Consider the following 17301-nt stretch of genomic DNA (forward strand, 5'->3'; position numbering starts at 1 on the left):
CGCTTCTATATGCCGCAGTTCTTTATCGACCGCCCGGTGTTTGCCTGGGTGGTCGCCCTGTTCATCCTGTTGGCCGGTGCGCTGGCCATTCCGCAGTTGCCGGTGGCGCAATACCCCGACGTCGCCCCGCCGCAAATCGAGATTTACGCCGTCTACCCTGGCGCCTCGGCGCAAACCGTCGATGAAAGCGTGGTCAGCCTGATCGAGGAAGAGCTCAACGGCGCCGATCACTTGCTCTATTTCGAATCGCAGAGCAGCCTGGGCAGCGCGACGATCAAGGCAACCTTTCAGCCGGGCACCAATCCCGAGCTGGCGCAGGTCGATGTGCAAAACCGCCTCAAGGTGGTCGAGTCGCGCCTGCCGCAAGCGGTCAATCAGCAGGGATTGCAGGTGGAGAAGGTCTCTTCCGGTTTCCTCTTGCTGATCACTTTGACCTCCAGCGACGGCAAGCTCGATGACGTTGCGCTCAGCGATTATCTGGCGCGCAACGTGATGAACGAGATAAAGCGTCTGGACGGTGTCGGCAAGGCGCAGTTGTATGGTGCCGAGCGGGCTATGCGCATCTGGATCGATCCGCAGAAGCTCATCGCGTTCAACCTGACGCCGGCCGATGTCAACGACGCCATTGTTGCGCAGAACGCCCAGGTTTCGGCAGGTAGCATCGGTGATCTGCCGTCACCTTCGACGCAGGAAATCACCGCGACAATTCTGGTCAAAGGCCAATTGTTGACTCCGCAGGAATTCGCCGACATCGTGCTCAAGGCCAATCGCGATGGCTCCACGGTGCGCATCGGTGATGTCGCGCGAGTGGAGATCGGCAGTCAGGAATATCAGTTCGGTACACGCCTGAACGGCAAGCCGTCCACCGCCGTTGGCGTGCAGCTTTCTCCAGGCGCCAACGCACTGAACACCGCGACGCTGGTGCGGGCGAAGATGGATGAACTGGCGCGCTACTTCCCGGCCGGCGTGGAGTACAAGATTCCGTACGACACCTCGCCCTTCGTCAAAGTCTCGATCACCAAAGTGATCTACACCCTTGGCGAAGCGATGCTGCTGGTGTTTGCGGTGATGTTCCTGTTTCTGCAAAACGTGCGCTACACGCTGATCCCGACACTGGTGGTGCCGGTGGCGTTGATGGGCACTTTCGCGACCATGCTGGCGCTGGGGTTCTCGATCAACGTGCTGACCATGTTCGGCATGGTGCTGGCCATCGGCATTCTGGTGGACGACGCCATCGTCGTGGTGGAGAACGTCGAGCGGATCATGGCCAGCGAGGGCCTATCGCCCAAGGAAGCCACGCGCAAGGCGATGACGCAGATCACCGGGGCGATCATCGGCATTACTCTGGTGCTGGTCGCGGTGTTTATTCCGATGGCGTTCATGCAGGGTTCGGTAGGGGTGATCTATCAACAGTTCTCGCTGTCCATGGCCACCTCGATTCTATTCTCGGCGTTCCTTGCTCTGACGTTGACCCCGGCATTGTGCGCGACCTTGCTCAAGCCTGTTGCCAAGGGCGAGCACCACGAGAAGTCCGGATTTTTCGGCTGGTTCAATCGTCGCTTTGAGCAATTGACCGACCGCTATCAGGGTTGGGTCGGCTATGCGCTCAAGCGTACGGGTCGCTACCTGATGATCTACGTGGTCCTGCTGATTGGACTCGGAATCTGTTTTGCGCGCCTTCCCTCTTCGTTTCTGCCGACCGAGGATCAGGGCTACACCATCACCGATATTCAGCTGCCACCCGGCGCAACGAAGAACCGTACTGTACAAGTGGCCGAACAGCTCGAAGCGCACAACGCCGGTGAGCCGGGAATCAGTGACAGTGTGGTGATCCTGGGTTTCAGTTTCTCCGGTAGCGGGCAGAACGCAGCGCTGGCGTTTTCGACGCTCAAGGATTGGTCGGATCGTGGCAGTGACGATGCTGCCAGCTCGATCGCCGATCGCGCCAACGCGGCGCTGAGCCAGATCAAGGACGCCATGGCCTTCTCGGTGCTGCCGCCGCCGGTGGATGGCCTTGGCACGTCCAGCGGTTTCGAGTTCCGCTTGCAGGATCGCGGTGGTCTGGGCCATGCGACGTTGATGCAGGCGCGTACGGAACTGCTCGCCGCCGCCGAGAAAAGTCCGGTATTGATGAACGTCCGTGAAAGCGCGCTGGCCGAAGCACCGCAGGTGCAGCTGATCGTCGACCGCAAGCAGGCGAATGCCTTGGGCGTATCGTTCGCCGACATTGGCAACGTGCTGTCCACTGCCGTGGGTTCGAGTTACATCAATGACTTCCCCAATCAGGGCCGTATGCAGCGGGTGGTCGTGCAAGCCGAAGGTGATCAGCGCAGTCAGGTGGATGATTTGCTGAAAATGCATGTGCGCAACAATGCTGGAAACATGGTGCCGCTGTCCGCATTCGTCCAGGCCAACTGGATTCAAGGCCCGGCGCAGTTGACTCGTTACAACGGCTATCCAGCGATCGCGATATCTGGTGAACCGTCACCCGGGCACAGTACCGGCGAGGCCATGGCGGAAATCGAACGACTGGTTGCGCTGGGGCCGAAAGGTCTGGGTCAAGAGTGGACCGGTTTGTCGTTGCAGGAGCGTCTGTCCGGCAATCAGGCGCCGATTCTGCTCGGTTTGTCGCTGCTGGTGGTGTTCCTGTGTCTGGCGGCGCTGTATGAGAGCTGGTCGATTCCGACCTCGGTATTGCTGGTGGTGCCGCTGGGTGTACTCGGCGCGGTGCTGGCGGTGACGATGCGCGGCATGCCCAACGACGTGTTCTTCAAGGTCGGACTGATCACCATCATTGGTCTGTCGGCGAAGAACGCGATCCTGATCATCGAGTTCGCCAAGAGCTTGTATGACGAAGGTCACGATCTGATCGATGCGACGTTGCAGGCCGCGCGTTTGCGTCTGCGGCCGATCGTGATGACATCGCTGGCGTTCATTCTCGGCGTAGTGCCGCTCGCGATTGCAACTGGCGCGAGCTCGGCAAGTCAGCAAGCAATCGGCACAGGTGTGATTGGCGGGATGATCACTGCGACACTGGCGGTAATCTTCGTGCCGGTGTTTTTCGTCGTGGTCATGAAGCTCGTACAACGATTCACCAAACAACGCTGATCAAACTGTGGGAGCGAGCCTGCTCGCGAATGCGTCCGGTCTGCCAACATTAATGTTGAATCTGCTGACGTCTTCGCGAGCAGGCTCGCTCCCACAAGGATTGGCCAACATCATGCGCAGTGGCCACATCTGTCATCGCTGGGCTAAGGTGGTGAAACCTCCCTCGCCTACCGAGCTTTCATGCGCTTCCTCGCCCGCACCCACCCTCGCCTTTCCGCTGCCGCCTCGCTCGGCCTCGCCACCGGCCTGTTGGTCCCGGCCGATTCCATCGTCAGCAAAATTCTCATTGGCTGGAACGTCGGTGTCTGGACATACCTGATCCTGATGTTCTGGCTGACCATACGCGCCAAGGCCCCGGACGTGCGACGCATCGCTGAAGTCGAAGACGAGAACGCCGGGCTGGTGCTGTTTGTGGTGTGCATTGCCGCGTTGGCCAGTCTCGCCACCATCACCCTTGAACTGGCCGGCAGCAAAGACCTGGAAACCTCACGCAAACTCATGCACTACGGGTTCACAGCGCTGACAGTGACCGGCTCATGGCTGCTGATAGGTGTGATCTTCTGTGTGCACTACGCCAGATTGTTTTACACCTGGGACGGCAAAGAGCCGGCGCTGCGTTTTGCTGAAGGACTGACCACCCCCAATTACTGGGATTTTCTGTACTTCTCGTTCACCATCGGCGTGGCTGTGCAGACTTCGGATGTGGGTGTTGCAACGCGGAATATTCGAAAGATTGTGCTGGCGCAGTCGTTGATCGGTTTTGTGTTCAATACGGCGATCCTCGGGTTCTCGATCAACATTGCAGCAGGATTGTTCGGCTGAAAAACACGGCTTGTTCTGGCAGTTCAAAGCTCACAAAAACGTACGCCTGTAAACTGTCAACACTGACAGTTTACAGGCGTACTGTATTCACGCTTCCATACAACATCCAGAAGTAGGACGGGTCAGTCTTTGGATGTCCCCAACCATATTGTATGGAGATAAAACTCATGAGCTATGCAGCCCGAGCCTACACGACGATCTCTCCGGTTTTAGCGCCGACCTATTTGTCAGCCACTATCAACGGCGATGCCAACCCAAACTACAGGTTTGTCAAAATCCCTCAATTCATGGAGTTTCGATCTACCTCTGTACCTTCCTTCGGGCCGAAGCCCTACCCGGAAGGCCTGCGTTACGTTCTGACAGCCGGACACACTAAGGATGGTGTGACGCGTACGCTTGAGTTTGTGTTCCCTTTTAAACCCCAATCGTCGACCTATGAACTCTCCAAAGATAGCGATGATGTCAGAAGTACCTACTATTCCAATCCTGCGACGGGTGATCTGCACGTCTCTGTGAGCGGGAGCCTGACATTGAAATATGACGACATTGAAAAAACCCTGAGTGGCACTTGGTCCGGCACATATGACCATGGTGGAGAGAGCGGCAACGAAGAGTTTCCGATCACTGGGGAGTTTGTCGCTAACGCAGACCTGAGCAAGAGAAAAAACGCTTACTGACTACGACAAAAAGGAAGCTGCGAGGCTTCCTTTTTTTAATGCTGATGCAATCAGAAACTGAAGCTCAGCCCAACACTCCCTCCTAGCTCCTGGTCAGCTTTGCTGCCCCTGCTGGTCCCTATCTCGCCATACAGTTGCCATTTGTTATTGGCCGGAACCCAATTGAGGCCCCCGGTCAGTTCGAGGCTGGTGCTGGACAAATCGTTGTTGAATCCAGTGTCATTCACGCTGACACGATTATTGTTGACGAATTCATGACTTAACGCCGCGTGCAGCCTGGGTTGCAATTTTCCGCCATTGTTCAGCACCACCTCGCGACCAACGGTCATTCCGACCTTGCCGAGCAATGAGCGGGTCTCGTTGCTGTCTACCTGCAGTCCGTTGTCCAACTTGTAGTCCTTGCCTTTTACCGTCGCAACACCAACCTGAGCAGAGGGCTCGATGAAGTAACCTCGGTTAAAGACTATATGCTTACCTACTTCGACGGTTCCACTGATGCCGAGATTATCGAAGTCACCCTTTGTTCGAGTGTCATCGCTCAAGGTGACTTTGACGTCATTACTGAAACGGTTGATTTTGCCAACGGTATCCACGTAATACCCGGTCGTTTCGTCATACCAGGACAGATACATCCCGCCATAGGTGCTGTTGATCGTGCCGGCGCTGCCGCGGGCCAGGTTAAGGCGAGTGGTGCTGTAGCCACCAAAAACCCCGATCAACCATTGGCCATCACCTATCGGTAGTGGCGTGTCCACCCCCAATGAGACGCCAGTCTGATTTTGTTTATAACCATCACCGTAGGCATTCTTGACGTTGTACTGATTGGCATGAGTGCGTATCCACAGGCCGCTGGTCGCGTTCTGATTATCTGAGTCCAGTGACGCAATCGATCGCGATCGGGGCTGAGTGCCGGCCATGCGACGGTCGCCGAGGCGGGTATTGAGAGTGGTCATTTCCGAATAGATAACAGTAGGAGCGGTACCGGCAATTGCCAATGCTGTTTGTGAACCAGTGCTCGGCGTTGTCCCATCAGGCCGCAGGAAAATACCTTCGCCCTCTCGCACCAGTTTGTACGCCAAAGCACCACGATCAACCTGACCGTTTCTCAGATCGAACTCAGCATCCCCGCCAGCGATGTTAGCCACTTGAAGCGGTGCACCGGTGACAGGTTCGCTGGCGCTTGCACCAACTACCAGCTCGTGACGGCCACTGGCTGATTCCGTGACATTGAGAAAGTCCGTTTCACCGGTGGACACGTCAGCATCCAAAAAAAACCGGCCGTTGCCTGACAGGTTGGCAACATCCAGGCGGACGAACTCGGCGGGCGTGCCGAATCTCACATTCCCGCCCTGCATTTCGAGATTCGATAACGAATTGCTGCCAACCAGGTTCCATTCAGCGCCACGCCCGATGGACATAGCACTGACGCCGGTAACCGAACCGTGCAGGATCGAGTCGTTATCCAGCATCACGACGCCAGTCCCGGAGCCCTGAATGTTACCGGTGAGTATGCTTCGGGTATCGAGCGAAACAGAATCGACGTTGGTCAAATCGCCGTCAAGGCTGGCATTGTTTTGCAAGAAAACCGCGGCGGTCCCGCCGTCAGCAACCGCTACATTGCCGGTCAACTGGCTGTCGTCGATTTGAAAGCGCGCTGCTGCGCCATCCATGACCTCGAGGATATTACCGTTGCCGCCGATCAGATTCGAACGGTTAGCTATCTCGATCAATACCGGTTGATCGTCCGGCGTCGCAAAATCGACTTTGATCGCTGCGCCGGTGCGGCCCTGCACGGTTGACCCATCAATCTTCAGTACACTCTGTGCGGTGACATCGCTCGGGTTCAGGACAGTATCCTCGCCAAAGATGATCCCATCCAGTTCTCCGATGACCTCGCTGGCTGCACTGATGTTGGCGTTGCCGCCGTAAAGTTCGAGGCCAACACCGTCTGCGTCGGTCCCTTCAACCCGGCTGTCCACCAGATTCAACGTACTGAGGGATGTCACCGCTGCACCCGAAAAACCGCCTGTCAACGTACTGCCAGTGACGGTCGCTGTTGAGCCAACGGGTATATTCAGGTCGCGCGCAAGCGACATTGCTCTGCCATCGCTGGACAGCGTACTGCCGGATACCACTGCCGAGCTGTCGGTCAAGCTCAGCGCAGTGTCGAAATTGCTAGCCGTCACCGTTGCCGCCTCCAGAGACACTCGGGCGTCTGCTGAGGCTTCAATCTGTGAAGTGCTGGCGGAAATCGCGTTTAACGTCCCACCGCCGACAACGATGTTCAGCGTATCACCGCCATTGACGTTAAGCGTGGCAGTGGCAGGGATGAACCAGGCTTCTGGCGTAGCACCGACGGATACGGTTTCGACTTCACCAGGATTGAGATTTCGGGAAAAGGCCGTCTCGGATATTGCGATCAGTAATGCTGCACAAGAGAGCGTGCCAGTGAGTTTCAAAACTGTCGGTCCCAAGCTATTTTCAAACGTCATATACACTTCTCGTTGAGGTTTATCGGGACGGAAGAAGGACGGTTCAGACGTACATATTCCATCAGACGACCTTTGTAGGCGACGCCGGAGAATACCTGCTAGTCTGGACTTTCTCTGTAGGACTAATCCTCTTAGTAGGTGGGCTTAATCGCCCACTCGCGACATTTCGAGCTATTTCTTGCTTCCCCAATTAAATTGCATTGCCTGAAGAGGTTGGCTCTCCGGCAATGCAATGATCGCGAATGCCGTTTATGGAGCAGGCGCAGGATCCCAGCCCGGTTCCGATTCGCAGTACAAGAAGTCAGCATTGAGCAGGTAGACAATCATTTCCTGAACTTCTGACGTGGTTACAATTGGCGTCGAATACCAGATTTTGACATAACCTGCGTAAAAGTCGGTCGGATCAGGCGTGGTAGCAGGTGGACGAGGAAGATTACGAATAAAAGGTGCGTATGGCACTTCCCAAAGCATCCCCTCCGTTAACTCGAGCGAAGTGATCGCACGAGTATCGGAAAAAACCGTATCCGGCGGTGCGTCTATGGTGTATTTATCGTCATGCCAGCCTTGCCAATTGAATGTGATATTCATCCCATCGGTGAAATGATCATTAGGTTTGATCTTGAACGTCGCAACGTGATCATCCCCCGTCAAGCTCTCGCAAATAATGTATGGGTCTTCGGTGCCATCTGTAGGTGGGCGTTGGAATTCTGGCTTATCGAGAACGATGACTACAGTATTGACAGTTACCGTCTCCTTTGCCGAGTCTTGAGTATTATTCCGGGCGGGGTTTTCATATGTCCACCAAGCCTCTTTAAGCCCGATACCACCCGGACCGACAACGGTATATGGCAAATCTATCTGAACGACATTATTGATATTCGACTGAGTCATTTGAATGGAATTAACGATAATTTCGCCTTGATCCCCAAGATACTTCAGGGTAACCAGATCGCCCGGTTCGGGATCGGGAAACGACGTCCCGGCGGTGACAGGCGAGACATCGATGTGAGCCTTGGCTGTCTGATCGACATCCTGAGGGCCCAGTAAGTTATCCGTGACAGGTGGCTGTCCGCGGACGATCAGTTTCCGGAATTCGGGATTAACTTCAGGGGGCGGGGTCGTCGGGTCGACGGTATAAGGCGGATGCGTCGAGAAATCTGTTTTGACAGTTGTTGATCCGTCGTCGATGGATAAGCCGCCACGCATCAAGTCAGCTTTGACGACCACGTCCAATTCAAAATTCGTACCCGTCTGGTTATCAAAGTATTGTTTGCTCAGACTCGACCAAGGAATGGTGAACTCCAGCTCCGTGAGTGCGTTGAATGGCAGATCCTGGGCTGGTTGAGCGCCGTATGTCAGGCTCACTACGTCGGTGCCGATTGTATCTACCAACCGGCTGACTTTTACCTTCACACCTGCACGCGCATCTTTTAAATCGATCAGACCATCTTCGTTTGCCGGGACGGTAATGACGCCCAGTTTGGGAAGTGGCAGAAAACGCACGTTTTTGAAATACACGCCCCATGCGCTCTGGTTGCCAGCAGCGTCAGTAATGATGAACCAGATGAAGGCCCGGCCGCTCGTTACCTTGCGTAGCTCTGCGGTCGGGATGGACAGCTTGCCATCGGTGGGCATCGGTCCGTTGAAAAAAGGGGGCACCTGCGGAGGGTTGGTACGTGTACCTGCCACGTACAGGGTCAACGTGTCATCCGGCTGAACGTTGGCGTAGCCGGTATCAATTTGTACCTGCAATCCCCCTTCGTTACCTGGCTGACCTGCCCATGTGTCATCCAGATCCCCGGGGGCATTTGGAAACGTGGCTGGCGGAATTGTTCTGGCGCCTGGAACCTGTCCTGGATTTGTACCTGTTTGTGCAGGTTTCGCTTGCCAGGCACCAGTACGGTCGATAAAAAACTTCATCACAGGACCGGTCAGCGGGTTGAGCCCCCGCTCATACAGCACGCTACGCACCCAGATCGGCGTCGGCCCCACCGGGGTTGCATCCTCACCCAGAAATTCGGTAGGCACTGTGATCGGAAAATCTACAGGACGGCTGGCCACGTCGCCGAGGTTTACCCTGTTTAACCGCGTGAAGTCTGTCGGCAGCGGATTGGCAGGAGGCTGGGTTCGCGTAACGTCAAGGGCGATCTGATCTCTGCTGTTAGGATTCGACCACACATTGGTCTTGACCATAAGTGTCAGCGCGGCGCCCACAGGTATCGCAGCTATCGGAATGATGTCCTTGTTCGTGCCGCGCCCGTCTGGCAATTCGGGGGTAGGTGCGACCAGAACGCCCAAGGGTGTGCCTGACTCCGCAGTTTGAATACTTGTCATGTGCCTTCTCCATTGCGTAGAAAATGTTTTTTGATCCATGCATCTTCGACAATGACGAATGTCGCCAACTGCAGTCGTAATATCGCTGCTACTGTTGCGGCCTGATCACTGCATCCAACTTGCATCCGAGCAATACTTGCTTTCTCCCGGAATTTTCCTGTCTACCTTCACCAGCCCGGTAAACGAGCGAAAGATAGGTACACCGTCGCGCAATAGTTGGTAATTAACTAAGGCCGAATCGTTTTCCTCCATGGGTTCTATATGTGAAGCAAAGGGCTTGATTACAATCTTCACTGGCTCCTTGGTCACAACATCTGTCACAACCTCAGTAAAGTTAAACACCTGTGTCAAAGGGTTTCCCGACCCGTTTAAAGAATCCCATGCCTGCCAATCCAGGCTGAGGACATCCGCAAGCTGAAACAAGTCATCGAAAGGAATTTCGATACGTACCCCTTCCCAGATAAACAAGGCTTCCGGATCGCCGGGATGGTTCTTGTAACATCCGATATATCCCCAAGCATCCGCATCGGGAAAAGTAACCTCCTTCAAAAGTTGCGGCGGCTTAACTATCGCAAAAGTCAGGCGTCGTGAAGGTGACGTAGTAGGGTTGATCGAACGTACTGTGTAGAAAAGCTCAAACGAAGCCACATCCGGAAGTTTCTCGGGAGCTACTGGAATACGAAACTCCGGCGCATCGTCCGCGGCCCCATACTCGCCAAAGGCGACGAAATCAGGGTTACCAACAATGAAAATTTCAACACGATCTTTATTCACGCCTGAAACAGGAAAGTTCGGCCAGCGGTCAATAATACAAACGATGCCCACCTGTTTTGCGTCCGGCGGCAATGTTCCGGCCGGGTCAAGCGGATCGACGCCTTCCACTCGTGGCAGGCTCAGAAGCACGCCGGGATTCAATGGATTGCTGGAGGTAGTCGGCGTTTCGATCGGCATGGAATTTCTCACTGGCTGGTCATCTAGGCCTGAAAGAAATTAAGCGCTGGTATTGGAAAGATGCCTACTGTCAGATCTGACAGGTAAAGCAACCGTTTGTCGGAAATCCATTTTGCCGTGACTGCTTCCGCTGCATTTGAAGGTTGACGGCTCAAGGTCAGATAGTGTCTTCTGAAACCGGTTTCAGCGGTATCCATGCCGTTAAAACGCTACATTTCAAAAATAAGGTCTGCCCCATTGAACGACTTCTCCGCCGCCCAGCGCAGCCGCGTGACCATGCTTGATGTTGCCGAACGCGCTGGTGTATCCAAGGCCAGCGTCTCGCGCTTCATCGGCGAAGACCGCGCGCTGCTCTCCGATGCCATTGCCCGGCGCATCGAGCAGGCGATTGATGAACTCGGTTACCGCCCCAACCAAATGGCCCGCGGCCTGAAACGCGGGCGCACTCGGCTGATCGGCATGCTCGTCGCCGATATCCGTAACCCCTATTCGATTGCCGTGATGCACGGGGTGGAAACCGCCTGCCGTGCGCACGGCTACAGCCTGGTGGTGTGCAACACCGACCGCGATGACGAGCAGGAACGCCAGCATCTGGCGCTGTTGCGCTCGTACAACATCGAAGGGCTGATCGTGAACACGCTGGGCCATCACCGTGACGAATTGCACGAGCTGCGCCGCGAGATGCCGCTGGTGCTGGTGGACCGCAAGGTCGACGGGCTGGACAGCGACATGGTCGGACTGAATAACCCGCAAGCGGTTGAAATGGCACTCACACACCTTGAGCAGCGCGGATATCGGGACCTATTGATGGTCACCGAACCGTTTGACGGCACCAGCTCGCGGATCGAACGGGTCAGCAGTTTTCAAGCGCAGATTGCCCACCGCTCGGCCCTGACCGGGGCGGTGCTGGAAACCGGCGATGATCTGAAGGCGCAACTGCAAACTTTTCTAAGCACCTCCGGTGACGGTCCGAAAGCACTGTTTTGCGCCAATGGCGTGGCGGCGCTGGCGGCGACTCACGCGTTGCGCGCACTCGGTGTGCGCTTGTTCGAGGATGTCGGGCTGATTGCCCTGGATGATCTGGATTGGTATCCGCTGGTGGGCAGCGGGATCACCGCGCTGGCACAGCCGACGCAAGAGATAGGCGCGCGGGCGTTTGAGTGTCTGCTCAAGCGCTTGCGCGGGGATGATGAGGTGGCGCGAATTGTGGATTTTGCGCCGGTGCTGATTGAGCGGGGTTCGACCCGAGGGATTGGCGGCGTCTGATCTGGCGCTTTCGCGAGCGGGCTCGCTCCCACAGGTGACCGTGTTGCAAATGTGGGGGCGAGCCTGCTCGCGAAAGGGCCTGCAAAAACACTACAGAATCACCTGATTTTTTTTGAACAAAAATGAAACCGGTTTCAGAGGTCAATAACAATGAATAAACCCGCCGTTTCCATCAGTTTGTCCAGCTACGGTGCCGAGCTCGTGCGCCAGCGTGGGCAAGATTGTTTTATCGACATCCTCGCGGCAGCCGGGGCGAATCGCATCGAGTGGCGTGAAGAGCTGCTGACCCGTGAAGACCCGGCGCAACTGGCTCAGGCTACCCAGGCGCAGGGCCTGCAAAGCATTTATTCCTCACCCACCGAACTCTGGCTCGCAGGGCAAGCGCAGCCAAATCCCGAACTGATTACCGCGCTGCAACAGGCCCAGGCATTCGGCTCGAAATGGCTGAAAGTGTCCCTCGGTTATTTCACCGACAACTCTGACTTGCAGGCACTGGCCGAGCGACTCAAGCAAAGCCCGGTGCAACTGCTGGTGGAGAACGACCAGACCTTGCACGGCGGACGTATCGAGCCGTTCCAGCGTTTCTTTGCCGCCGTCGAGCAGTACAACCTGCCGATCAAAATGACCTTCGACATTGGCAACTGGCACTGGCAGGACCAGTCCGCCGCCAGCGCCGCACGCGCGCTCGGCCGTCACGTCGGTTATGTGCATTGCAAAGCCGTTGCGCGCCGCGCCGACGGCAAACTGATCGCCGTACCGCCGGCCATCAGCGATCTGCATCTGTGGGAACAACTGCTGCGGCACATGGACCAAGGCGTTATGCGCGCCGCCGAGTACCCGCTGCAAGGCGATGATCTGGTGCAACTGACCCGCGAACACGTCGCCGCCCTCGCCCGCCTCGGTCAATCGCGCCTGGAGCCAGCTCATGTCTGAGATCGATATTCTTTCTTTCGGTGAAACCATGGCGATGCTGGTCGCCGAGCAGACCGGCGATCTGGCCAAGGTCGAGCAGTTTCACAAACGGATTGCCGGGGCCGACAGCAACGTCGCGATCGGCTTGTCGCGCCTGGGTTTCAACGTCGCGTGGCTGAGCCGGGTCGGTAACGATTCACTCGGACGCTTTGTGGTCGAGACGCTGATCAAGGAAGGTCTGGATTGCAGCCACGTCGAAGTCGATAAAAACCAGCCAACGGGTTTCCAGTTCAAATCGCGCAACGACGATGGCAGCGACCCGCAGGTCGAATATTTCCGGCGCGGTTCGGCGGCCAGTCATTTGTCGCCGAACTCCATCAGCGACAACCTGCTGAGCGCCCGCCATTTGCACGCCACCGGTATTCCGCCGGCGCTGTCAGGCTCCAGCCGGGAAATGTCCTTCGAGCTGATGACCCGGATGCGCAACGCCGGGCGCAGCGTGTCGTTCGACCCGAATCTGCGCCCGAGCCTGTGGGCCAGCGAGGGCGAGATGATCCGCCAGATCAACCGCCTCGCCGCCCTTGCCCACTGGGTCCTGCCGGGGTTGAGTGAAGGTCGCTTGCTCACCGGTTTCGACGACCCGGCCGACATTGCTGCGTTCTATCTGGATCAGGGCGCCGAGGCCGTGGCGATCAAGCTCGGGCCTGCGGGTGCTTACTACCGCACGCAGCTGGATCAGGGCTTCGTTGCTGGCGTGCCGGTGAGCAACGTGGTCGATACCGTGGGCGCCGGTGACGGCTTTGCGGTGGGGATGATCAGCGCCCTGCTCGAGCATCAGAGTTTTGCCGAGGCCGTGCAGCGGGCGAACTGGATTGGCAGTCGCGCGCTGCAGAGTCGTGGCGACATGGAGGGGTTGCCGACCCGCCAAGAGTTATCGGTTGAATTTGAATCCGCCTTCGCGAGCAGGCTCGCTCCCACATTTGGAATGCAATCCTCTGTGGGAGCGAGCCTGCTCGCGAAGAGGCCCGCCTGATCACCGCAAATCAATGAACCTGCTGCGACAAAAACAACAAGCTCAGGAGTCACACCGATGAAAACCGCTACCCTCGCCACCCGCCGCTGGTGGTACATCATGCCGATTGTGTTCATTACATACAGCCTGGCCTATCTAGATCGCGCCAACTACGGTTTTGCCGCCGCATCGGGCATGGCCGAAGACCTGATGATCACACCGGGTCTGTCCTCGCTGCTTGGTGCGCTGTTCTTTCTCGGTTACTTTTTCTTCCAGGTTCCCGGCGCGATCTACGCGCAAAAGCACAGCGTCAAGAAACTGATTTTCGTCAGCCTGATCCTCTGGGGTGGTCTGGCCACGTTGACCGGCGTGGTGTCCAACGCCTATTGGCTGATCGTCATTCGCTTCATGCTCGGCGTGGTCGAAGCGGCGGTGATGCCGGCGATGCTGGTGTATCTGTGCCATTGGTTCACCCGTGCCGAACGTTCGCGGGCCAACACCTTTCTGATCCTCGGTAACCCGGTGACGATGCTGTGGATGTCGGTGGTGTCGGGCTATCTGGTGCAGCATTTCAGCTGGCGCTGGATGTTCATCATTGAAGGTCTGCCGGCGGTGTTGTGGGCGTTTATCTGGTGGCGTCTGGCCGATGATCGACCAGCTCAGGCCAAGTGGCTCAATGAGCAGGAAAAACACGATCTGGAAAGCGCGCTGGCCGCTGAGCAGGTCGGGATCAAAGCCGTGAAGAACTACGCCGAGGCGTTCCGTTCGCCGAAGGTGATCATCCTGGCGCTGCAGTTTTTCTGCTGGAGCATCGGCGTCTACGGTTTCGTTTTGTGGCTGCCATCGATCCTCAAGGCCGGCGCGCAGATGGACATGATCGAGGCTGGCTGGCTGTCGGCGCTGCCGTATCTGGCGGCGGTGATCGGCATGCTCGCGGTGTCGTGGGGTTCGGACAAATTGCAGAAGCGCAAACGCTTCGTCTGGCCGCCGCTGCTGATCGCCTCCATCGCGTTCTACGGCTCGTATGCCTTGGGCGCCGAACACTTCTGGTGGTCGTACACGCTGCTGGTCATTGCCGGCGCCTGCATGTACGCGCCATACGGGCCGTTCTTCGCCATCGTCCCGGAGATCCTGCCGGCGAACGTCGCTGGCGGCGCCATGGCGCTGATCAACAGCATGGGCGCGCTCGGTTCTTTTGGCGGCTCATATCTGGTCGGTTATCTGAACAGCTCGACCGGTTCGCCCGGCGCTTCCTATCTGCTGATGAGCGGCGCGCTGTTGCTGTCGGTGGTACTGACGATTTTCCTCAAGCCCGGCGCCAGTGATCGCGTCGTCGCCAAAGCCGTCGCCACGCCGCGTGTGCCGGCGCATTCCTGAAAGGACTTTTGCCATGAAAAAACAGGTCGTGCTGTACAAGAAACTTTCGCCCGCGCTGATGGCGCGCCTGCAAGAGCAATTTGACGTAACGCTGATCGAAAGCCTCGACGCCGACGGCCTCATGCAGATGCGCGATGCCCTGCCCCGCGCCCACGGTTTGCTCGGCGCCAGTCTGAAACTCGATGCCGCGCTGCTGGATCTGGCGCCGCAGCTGGAGGCGATTGCCAGCGTCTCGGTGGGTGTTGACAACTACGACATCGAGTATCTGAACCGGCGCAAGGTTCTGCTGACCAACACCCCCGACGTGCTCACCGAAACCACCGCCGACACCGGTTTCGCCCTGATCCTCGCTGCCGCGCGGCGGGTGGTCGAACTGGCGAACATGGTCCGTGGCGGGCAGTGGAGCCGCAACATCGGCCCGGCGCATTTCGGCACCGATGTGCACGGCAAGACGCTGGGCATCATCGGCATGGGCCGAATCGGCGAAGCCTTGGCCCAGCGCGGGCATTTCGGTTTCGGCATGCCGGTGATCTACCACAGCCAGTCGCGCAAACCGGCGGTCGAGGAGCGTTTCGACGCACAATATCGCAGCCTCGAAGAGTTGCTCCAGCAGGCCGATTTCATTTGCCTGACCTTGCCGCTGACGGCGCAGACCGAACGTTTGATCGGCGCCGAGCAATTTGCGCTCATGCGGCCGGAAAGCATTTTCATCAATATCTCGCGGGGAAAGGTGGTTGATGAGGCGGCGATGATCGAGGCGTTGCGCAGCAAGCGGATTCGCGCGGCGGGGCTGGATGTGTTCGAGCGCGAGCCGTTGAATCATGACTCGCCGTTGTTGCAGTTGAGCAACGTGGTGGCGACGCCGCACATGGGCTCGGCGACTCATGAAACGCGTGAGGCAATGGCGCGGTGTGCGGTGGAGAATCTGTTGGCGGCGTTGAATGGACAGCGGCCGGCGAATCTGGTGAACGCCTCTACTTGGCAAAACTGAGATCTTTATTGCCGGCTCTGGCCTCATCGCTGGCAAGCCAGCTCCCACAGGATTTCGGGTCGTCCATGAGTGTCATGGACACTGAAAAACCTGTGGGAGCTGGCTTGCCAGCGATTTGGCCAGTGAAGACACAGCAAATCCATCAGGCACTCCGCGCCTGCAACAGCTGCACCGCACACAACGCAATCCGCGCGCAGGCATCCGCCAGTTTGACCCGATCCACCACCAGCCCGATGCGAATATGCCCCGCCGCGCTCGGCCCGAACGCTTCACCGGCCAACACTGATACCCCGTAACCTTCCAGCAAGCGCTCGGCAAATGCTTGCGCGCCGAGGCCAGTCTGGCGCACATCGACCATCACGAACATGCCGCCATCCGGGCAAATCGGCTGCAACCCAGGGCAACCGTACAAACGTTCGCAGACCAGATCGCGGCGCAAGCGATACTCCTCGCGCATCTGAGAGACTTCCGGCAGATCACTTTGCAGCGCCACTTGCGCGGCCTTCTGTACAAAATCCGGCAGACCGAAGAGCATGCTCAGCGACAGATTCACCAGATGCTCGGCCAAGGGTTTCGGGCCGATCATCCAGCCGATACGCCAACCGGTCATCGCATGGGATTTCGACAGACTGTTGATCGTTGCGGTGCGCTCGGCCATGCCCGGCAGGCTCGCCGGGCTGATGTGCTCGCCTTCATATAACAGCTCGCTGTACACCTCATCGCTGATCAGCCACAGATCATGACGAATGCACAGCGCTGCCAGCTCCTGCCAGATCAGCAAGGGCAAACTCGCGCCGCTGGGATTGTTCGGACTGTTGAGCAGCATGGCGCGCGTTCGCGGGGTAATGCGCGCGGCAACATCGGCCGGGTCGACACGGAAACCGTTCTCCGGGCGCACCGGCACCGCAATCACCTTGGCACCGCAGGCGCCAAACACACCTTCGTAAGTGACGTACATCGGCTCGGCGACGATCACTTCATCGCCCGGATCGAGCAGGCACTGCGCCACCGAGTACACCGCGCATTGTGCGCCGGGCAGGACAATCACCTGATCAGGATCAACCCGTTGACCACTGCGCTGGCGATGACGCTCGGCAATCAGCCTGCGCAGCTCAAACCGCCCACGCACATCGGCGTAATGGGTATCGCCGGCCAACAGGCTATCGATCGCGCCATGGACGATCGGCAACGGCGTATCGAAATCCGGATCGCCGACGCTCAACAACAAAACATCAACGCCCTCGGCGCGCAGTTCCAGCGCTCGGTCGTGAATCTGCCAGGCAGCGGCACCCTCCCCGGCGATTCGTTGGGTCAAGGCTGAATAGCGCATGTACGTCTCCTGTTAGCGCGGTTTCCAGC

The 17301-nt window shown here is 57.6% G+C and carries 12 protein-coding genes; 8 read left to right on the plus strand and 4 right to left on the minus strand.

Annotated features, from left to right (window positions below; all coding sequences use genetic code 11):
* Nucleotides 1-9 precede the first annotated feature (9 nt).
* From ACZ9BE_RS12225 to ACZ9BE_RS12235, 3 genes are all read left to right on the plus strand, one after another.
* Nucleotides 10-3108 (plus strand): multidrug efflux RND transporter permease subunit, encoded by a 3099-nt coding sequence (locus tag ACZ9BE_RS12225; protein WP_476249482.1) that lies wholly within the window; start codon nt 10-12, stop codon nt 3106-3108.
* A 180-nt stretch (nt 3109-3288) separates the two neighbouring features.
* Nucleotides 3289-3930, plus strand: a complete 642-nt coding sequence (locus ACZ9BE_RS12230) for a DUF1345 domain-containing protein (RefSeq protein WP_476249483.1) — start codon at nt 3289-3291, stop codon at nt 3928-3930.
* A 167-nt stretch (nt 3931-4097) separates the two neighbouring features.
* A complete protein-coding gene (locus tag ACZ9BE_RS12235; RefSeq protein WP_315435125.1) occupies nt 4098-4607 on the plus strand; it encodes a hypothetical protein in 510 nt (169 codons plus the stop codon).
* A gap of 50 nt (nt 4608-4657) precedes the next feature.
* Here the strand turns inward: ACZ9BE_RS12235 and ACZ9BE_RS12240 are convergent, their stop codons facing one another.
* From ACZ9BE_RS12240 to ACZ9BE_RS12250, 3 genes are all read right to left on the minus strand, one after another.
* Nucleotides 4658-7099 (minus strand): autotransporter outer membrane beta-barrel domain-containing protein, encoded by a 2442-nt coding sequence (locus ACZ9BE_RS12240; RefSeq protein WP_476249484.1) that lies wholly within the window; start codon nt 7097-7099, stop codon nt 4658-4660.
* 249 nt (nt 7100-7348) lie between these two features.
* Nucleotides 7349-9433 (minus strand): hypothetical protein, encoded by a 2085-nt coding sequence (locus ACZ9BE_RS12245; RefSeq protein WP_056789691.1) that lies wholly within the window; start codon nt 9431-9433, stop codon nt 7349-7351.
* 105 nt (nt 9434-9538) lie between these two features.
* Complete coding sequence (locus ACZ9BE_RS12250) at nt 9539-10384, minus strand: hypothetical protein (protein ID WP_476249485.1); 846 nt, start codon at nt 10382-10384, stop codon at nt 9539-9541.
* Between the two features lie 237 nt (nt 10385-10621).
* Between ACZ9BE_RS12250 and ACZ9BE_RS12255 the strand changes: the two genes are divergently transcribed.
* The 5 genes from ACZ9BE_RS12255 to ACZ9BE_RS12275 all read left to right on the plus strand — a co-directional run bounded on the left by ACZ9BE_RS12255 (nt 10622) and on the right by ACZ9BE_RS12275 (nt 15942).
* Complete coding sequence (locus ACZ9BE_RS12255) at nt 10622-11650, plus strand: LacI family DNA-binding transcriptional regulator (RefSeq protein WP_476249486.1); 1029 nt, start codon at nt 10622-10624, stop codon at nt 11648-11650.
* A 150-nt stretch (nt 11651-11800) separates the two neighbouring features.
* Nucleotides 11801-12583: a sugar phosphate isomerase/epimerase family protein gene (locus tag ACZ9BE_RS12260; RefSeq protein WP_150740936.1), complete on the plus strand. Its 783-nt coding sequence runs from the start codon at nt 11801-11803 to the stop codon at nt 12581-12583.
* A complete protein-coding gene (locus ACZ9BE_RS12265) occupies nt 12576-13595 on the plus strand; it encodes a sugar kinase (RefSeq protein ID WP_476249487.1) in 1020 nt (339 codons plus the stop codon). The genes ACZ9BE_RS12260 and ACZ9BE_RS12265 overlap by 8 nt, the downstream gene beginning before the upstream one ends.
* 57 nt (nt 13596-13652) lie before the next feature.
* Nucleotides 13653-14951 (plus strand): MFS transporter, encoded by a 1299-nt coding sequence (locus tag ACZ9BE_RS12270; protein ID WP_041480189.1) that lies wholly within the window; start codon nt 13653-13655, stop codon nt 14949-14951.
* Between the two features lie 13 nt (nt 14952-14964).
* Nucleotides 14965-15942 (plus strand): 2-hydroxyacid dehydrogenase, encoded by a 978-nt coding sequence (locus ACZ9BE_RS12275; protein WP_476249488.1) that lies wholly within the window; start codon nt 14965-14967, stop codon nt 15940-15942.
* A gap of 142 nt (nt 15943-16084) precedes the next feature.
* Here the strand turns inward: ACZ9BE_RS12275 and ACZ9BE_RS12280 are convergent, their stop codons facing one another.
* Complete coding sequence (locus ACZ9BE_RS12280; RefSeq protein ID WP_476249489.1) at nt 16085-17272, minus strand: pyridoxal phosphate-dependent aminotransferase; 1188 nt, start codon at nt 17270-17272, stop codon at nt 16085-16087.
* Between the last annotated feature and the right edge of the window lie 29 nt (nt 17273-17301).

The sequence above is a fragment of the Pseudomonas sp. TE9122 genome (assembly GCF_056278925.1).

Coding starts and splice junctions, on each gene's coding strand:
- ACZ9BE_RS12225 (WP_476249482.1), top strand. CDS start 10: ATGCCGCAGTTCTTTATCGACCGCCCGGTGTTTGCCTGGGTGGTCGCC.
- ACZ9BE_RS12230 (WP_476249483.1), top strand. CDS start 3,289: ATGCGCTTCCTCGCCCGCACCCACCCTCGCCTTTCCGCTGCCGCCTCG.
- ACZ9BE_RS12235 (WP_315435125.1), top strand. CDS start 4,098: ATGAGCTATGCAGCCCGAGCCTACACGACGATCTCTCCGGTTTTAGCG.
- ACZ9BE_RS12240 (WP_476249484.1), bottom strand. CDS start 7,099: ATGACGTTTGAAAATAGCTTGGGACCGACAGTTTTGAAACTCACTGGC.
- ACZ9BE_RS12245 (WP_056789691.1), bottom strand. CDS start 9,433: ATGACAAGTATTCAAACTGCGGAGTCAGGCACACCCTTGGGCGTTCTG.
- ACZ9BE_RS12250 (WP_476249485.1), bottom strand. CDS start 10,384: ATGCCGATCGAAACGCCGACTACCTCCAGCAATCCATTGAATCCCGGC.
- ACZ9BE_RS12260 (WP_150740936.1), top strand. CDS start 11,801: ATGAATAAACCCGCCGTTTCCATCAGTTTGTCCAGCTACGGTGCCGAG.
- ACZ9BE_RS12265 (WP_476249487.1), top strand. CDS start 12,576: ATGTCTGAGATCGATATTCTTTCTTTCGGTGAAACCATGGCGATGCTG.
- ACZ9BE_RS12270 (WP_041480189.1), top strand. CDS start 13,653: ATGAAAACCGCTACCCTCGCCACCCGCCGCTGGTGGTACATCATGCCG.
- ACZ9BE_RS12275 (WP_476249488.1), top strand. CDS start 14,965: ATGAAAAAACAGGTCGTGCTGTACAAGAAACTTTCGCCCGCGCTGATG.
- ACZ9BE_RS12280 (WP_476249489.1), bottom strand. CDS start 17,272: ATGCGCTATTCAGCCTTGACCCAACGAATCGCCGGGGAGGGTGCCGCT.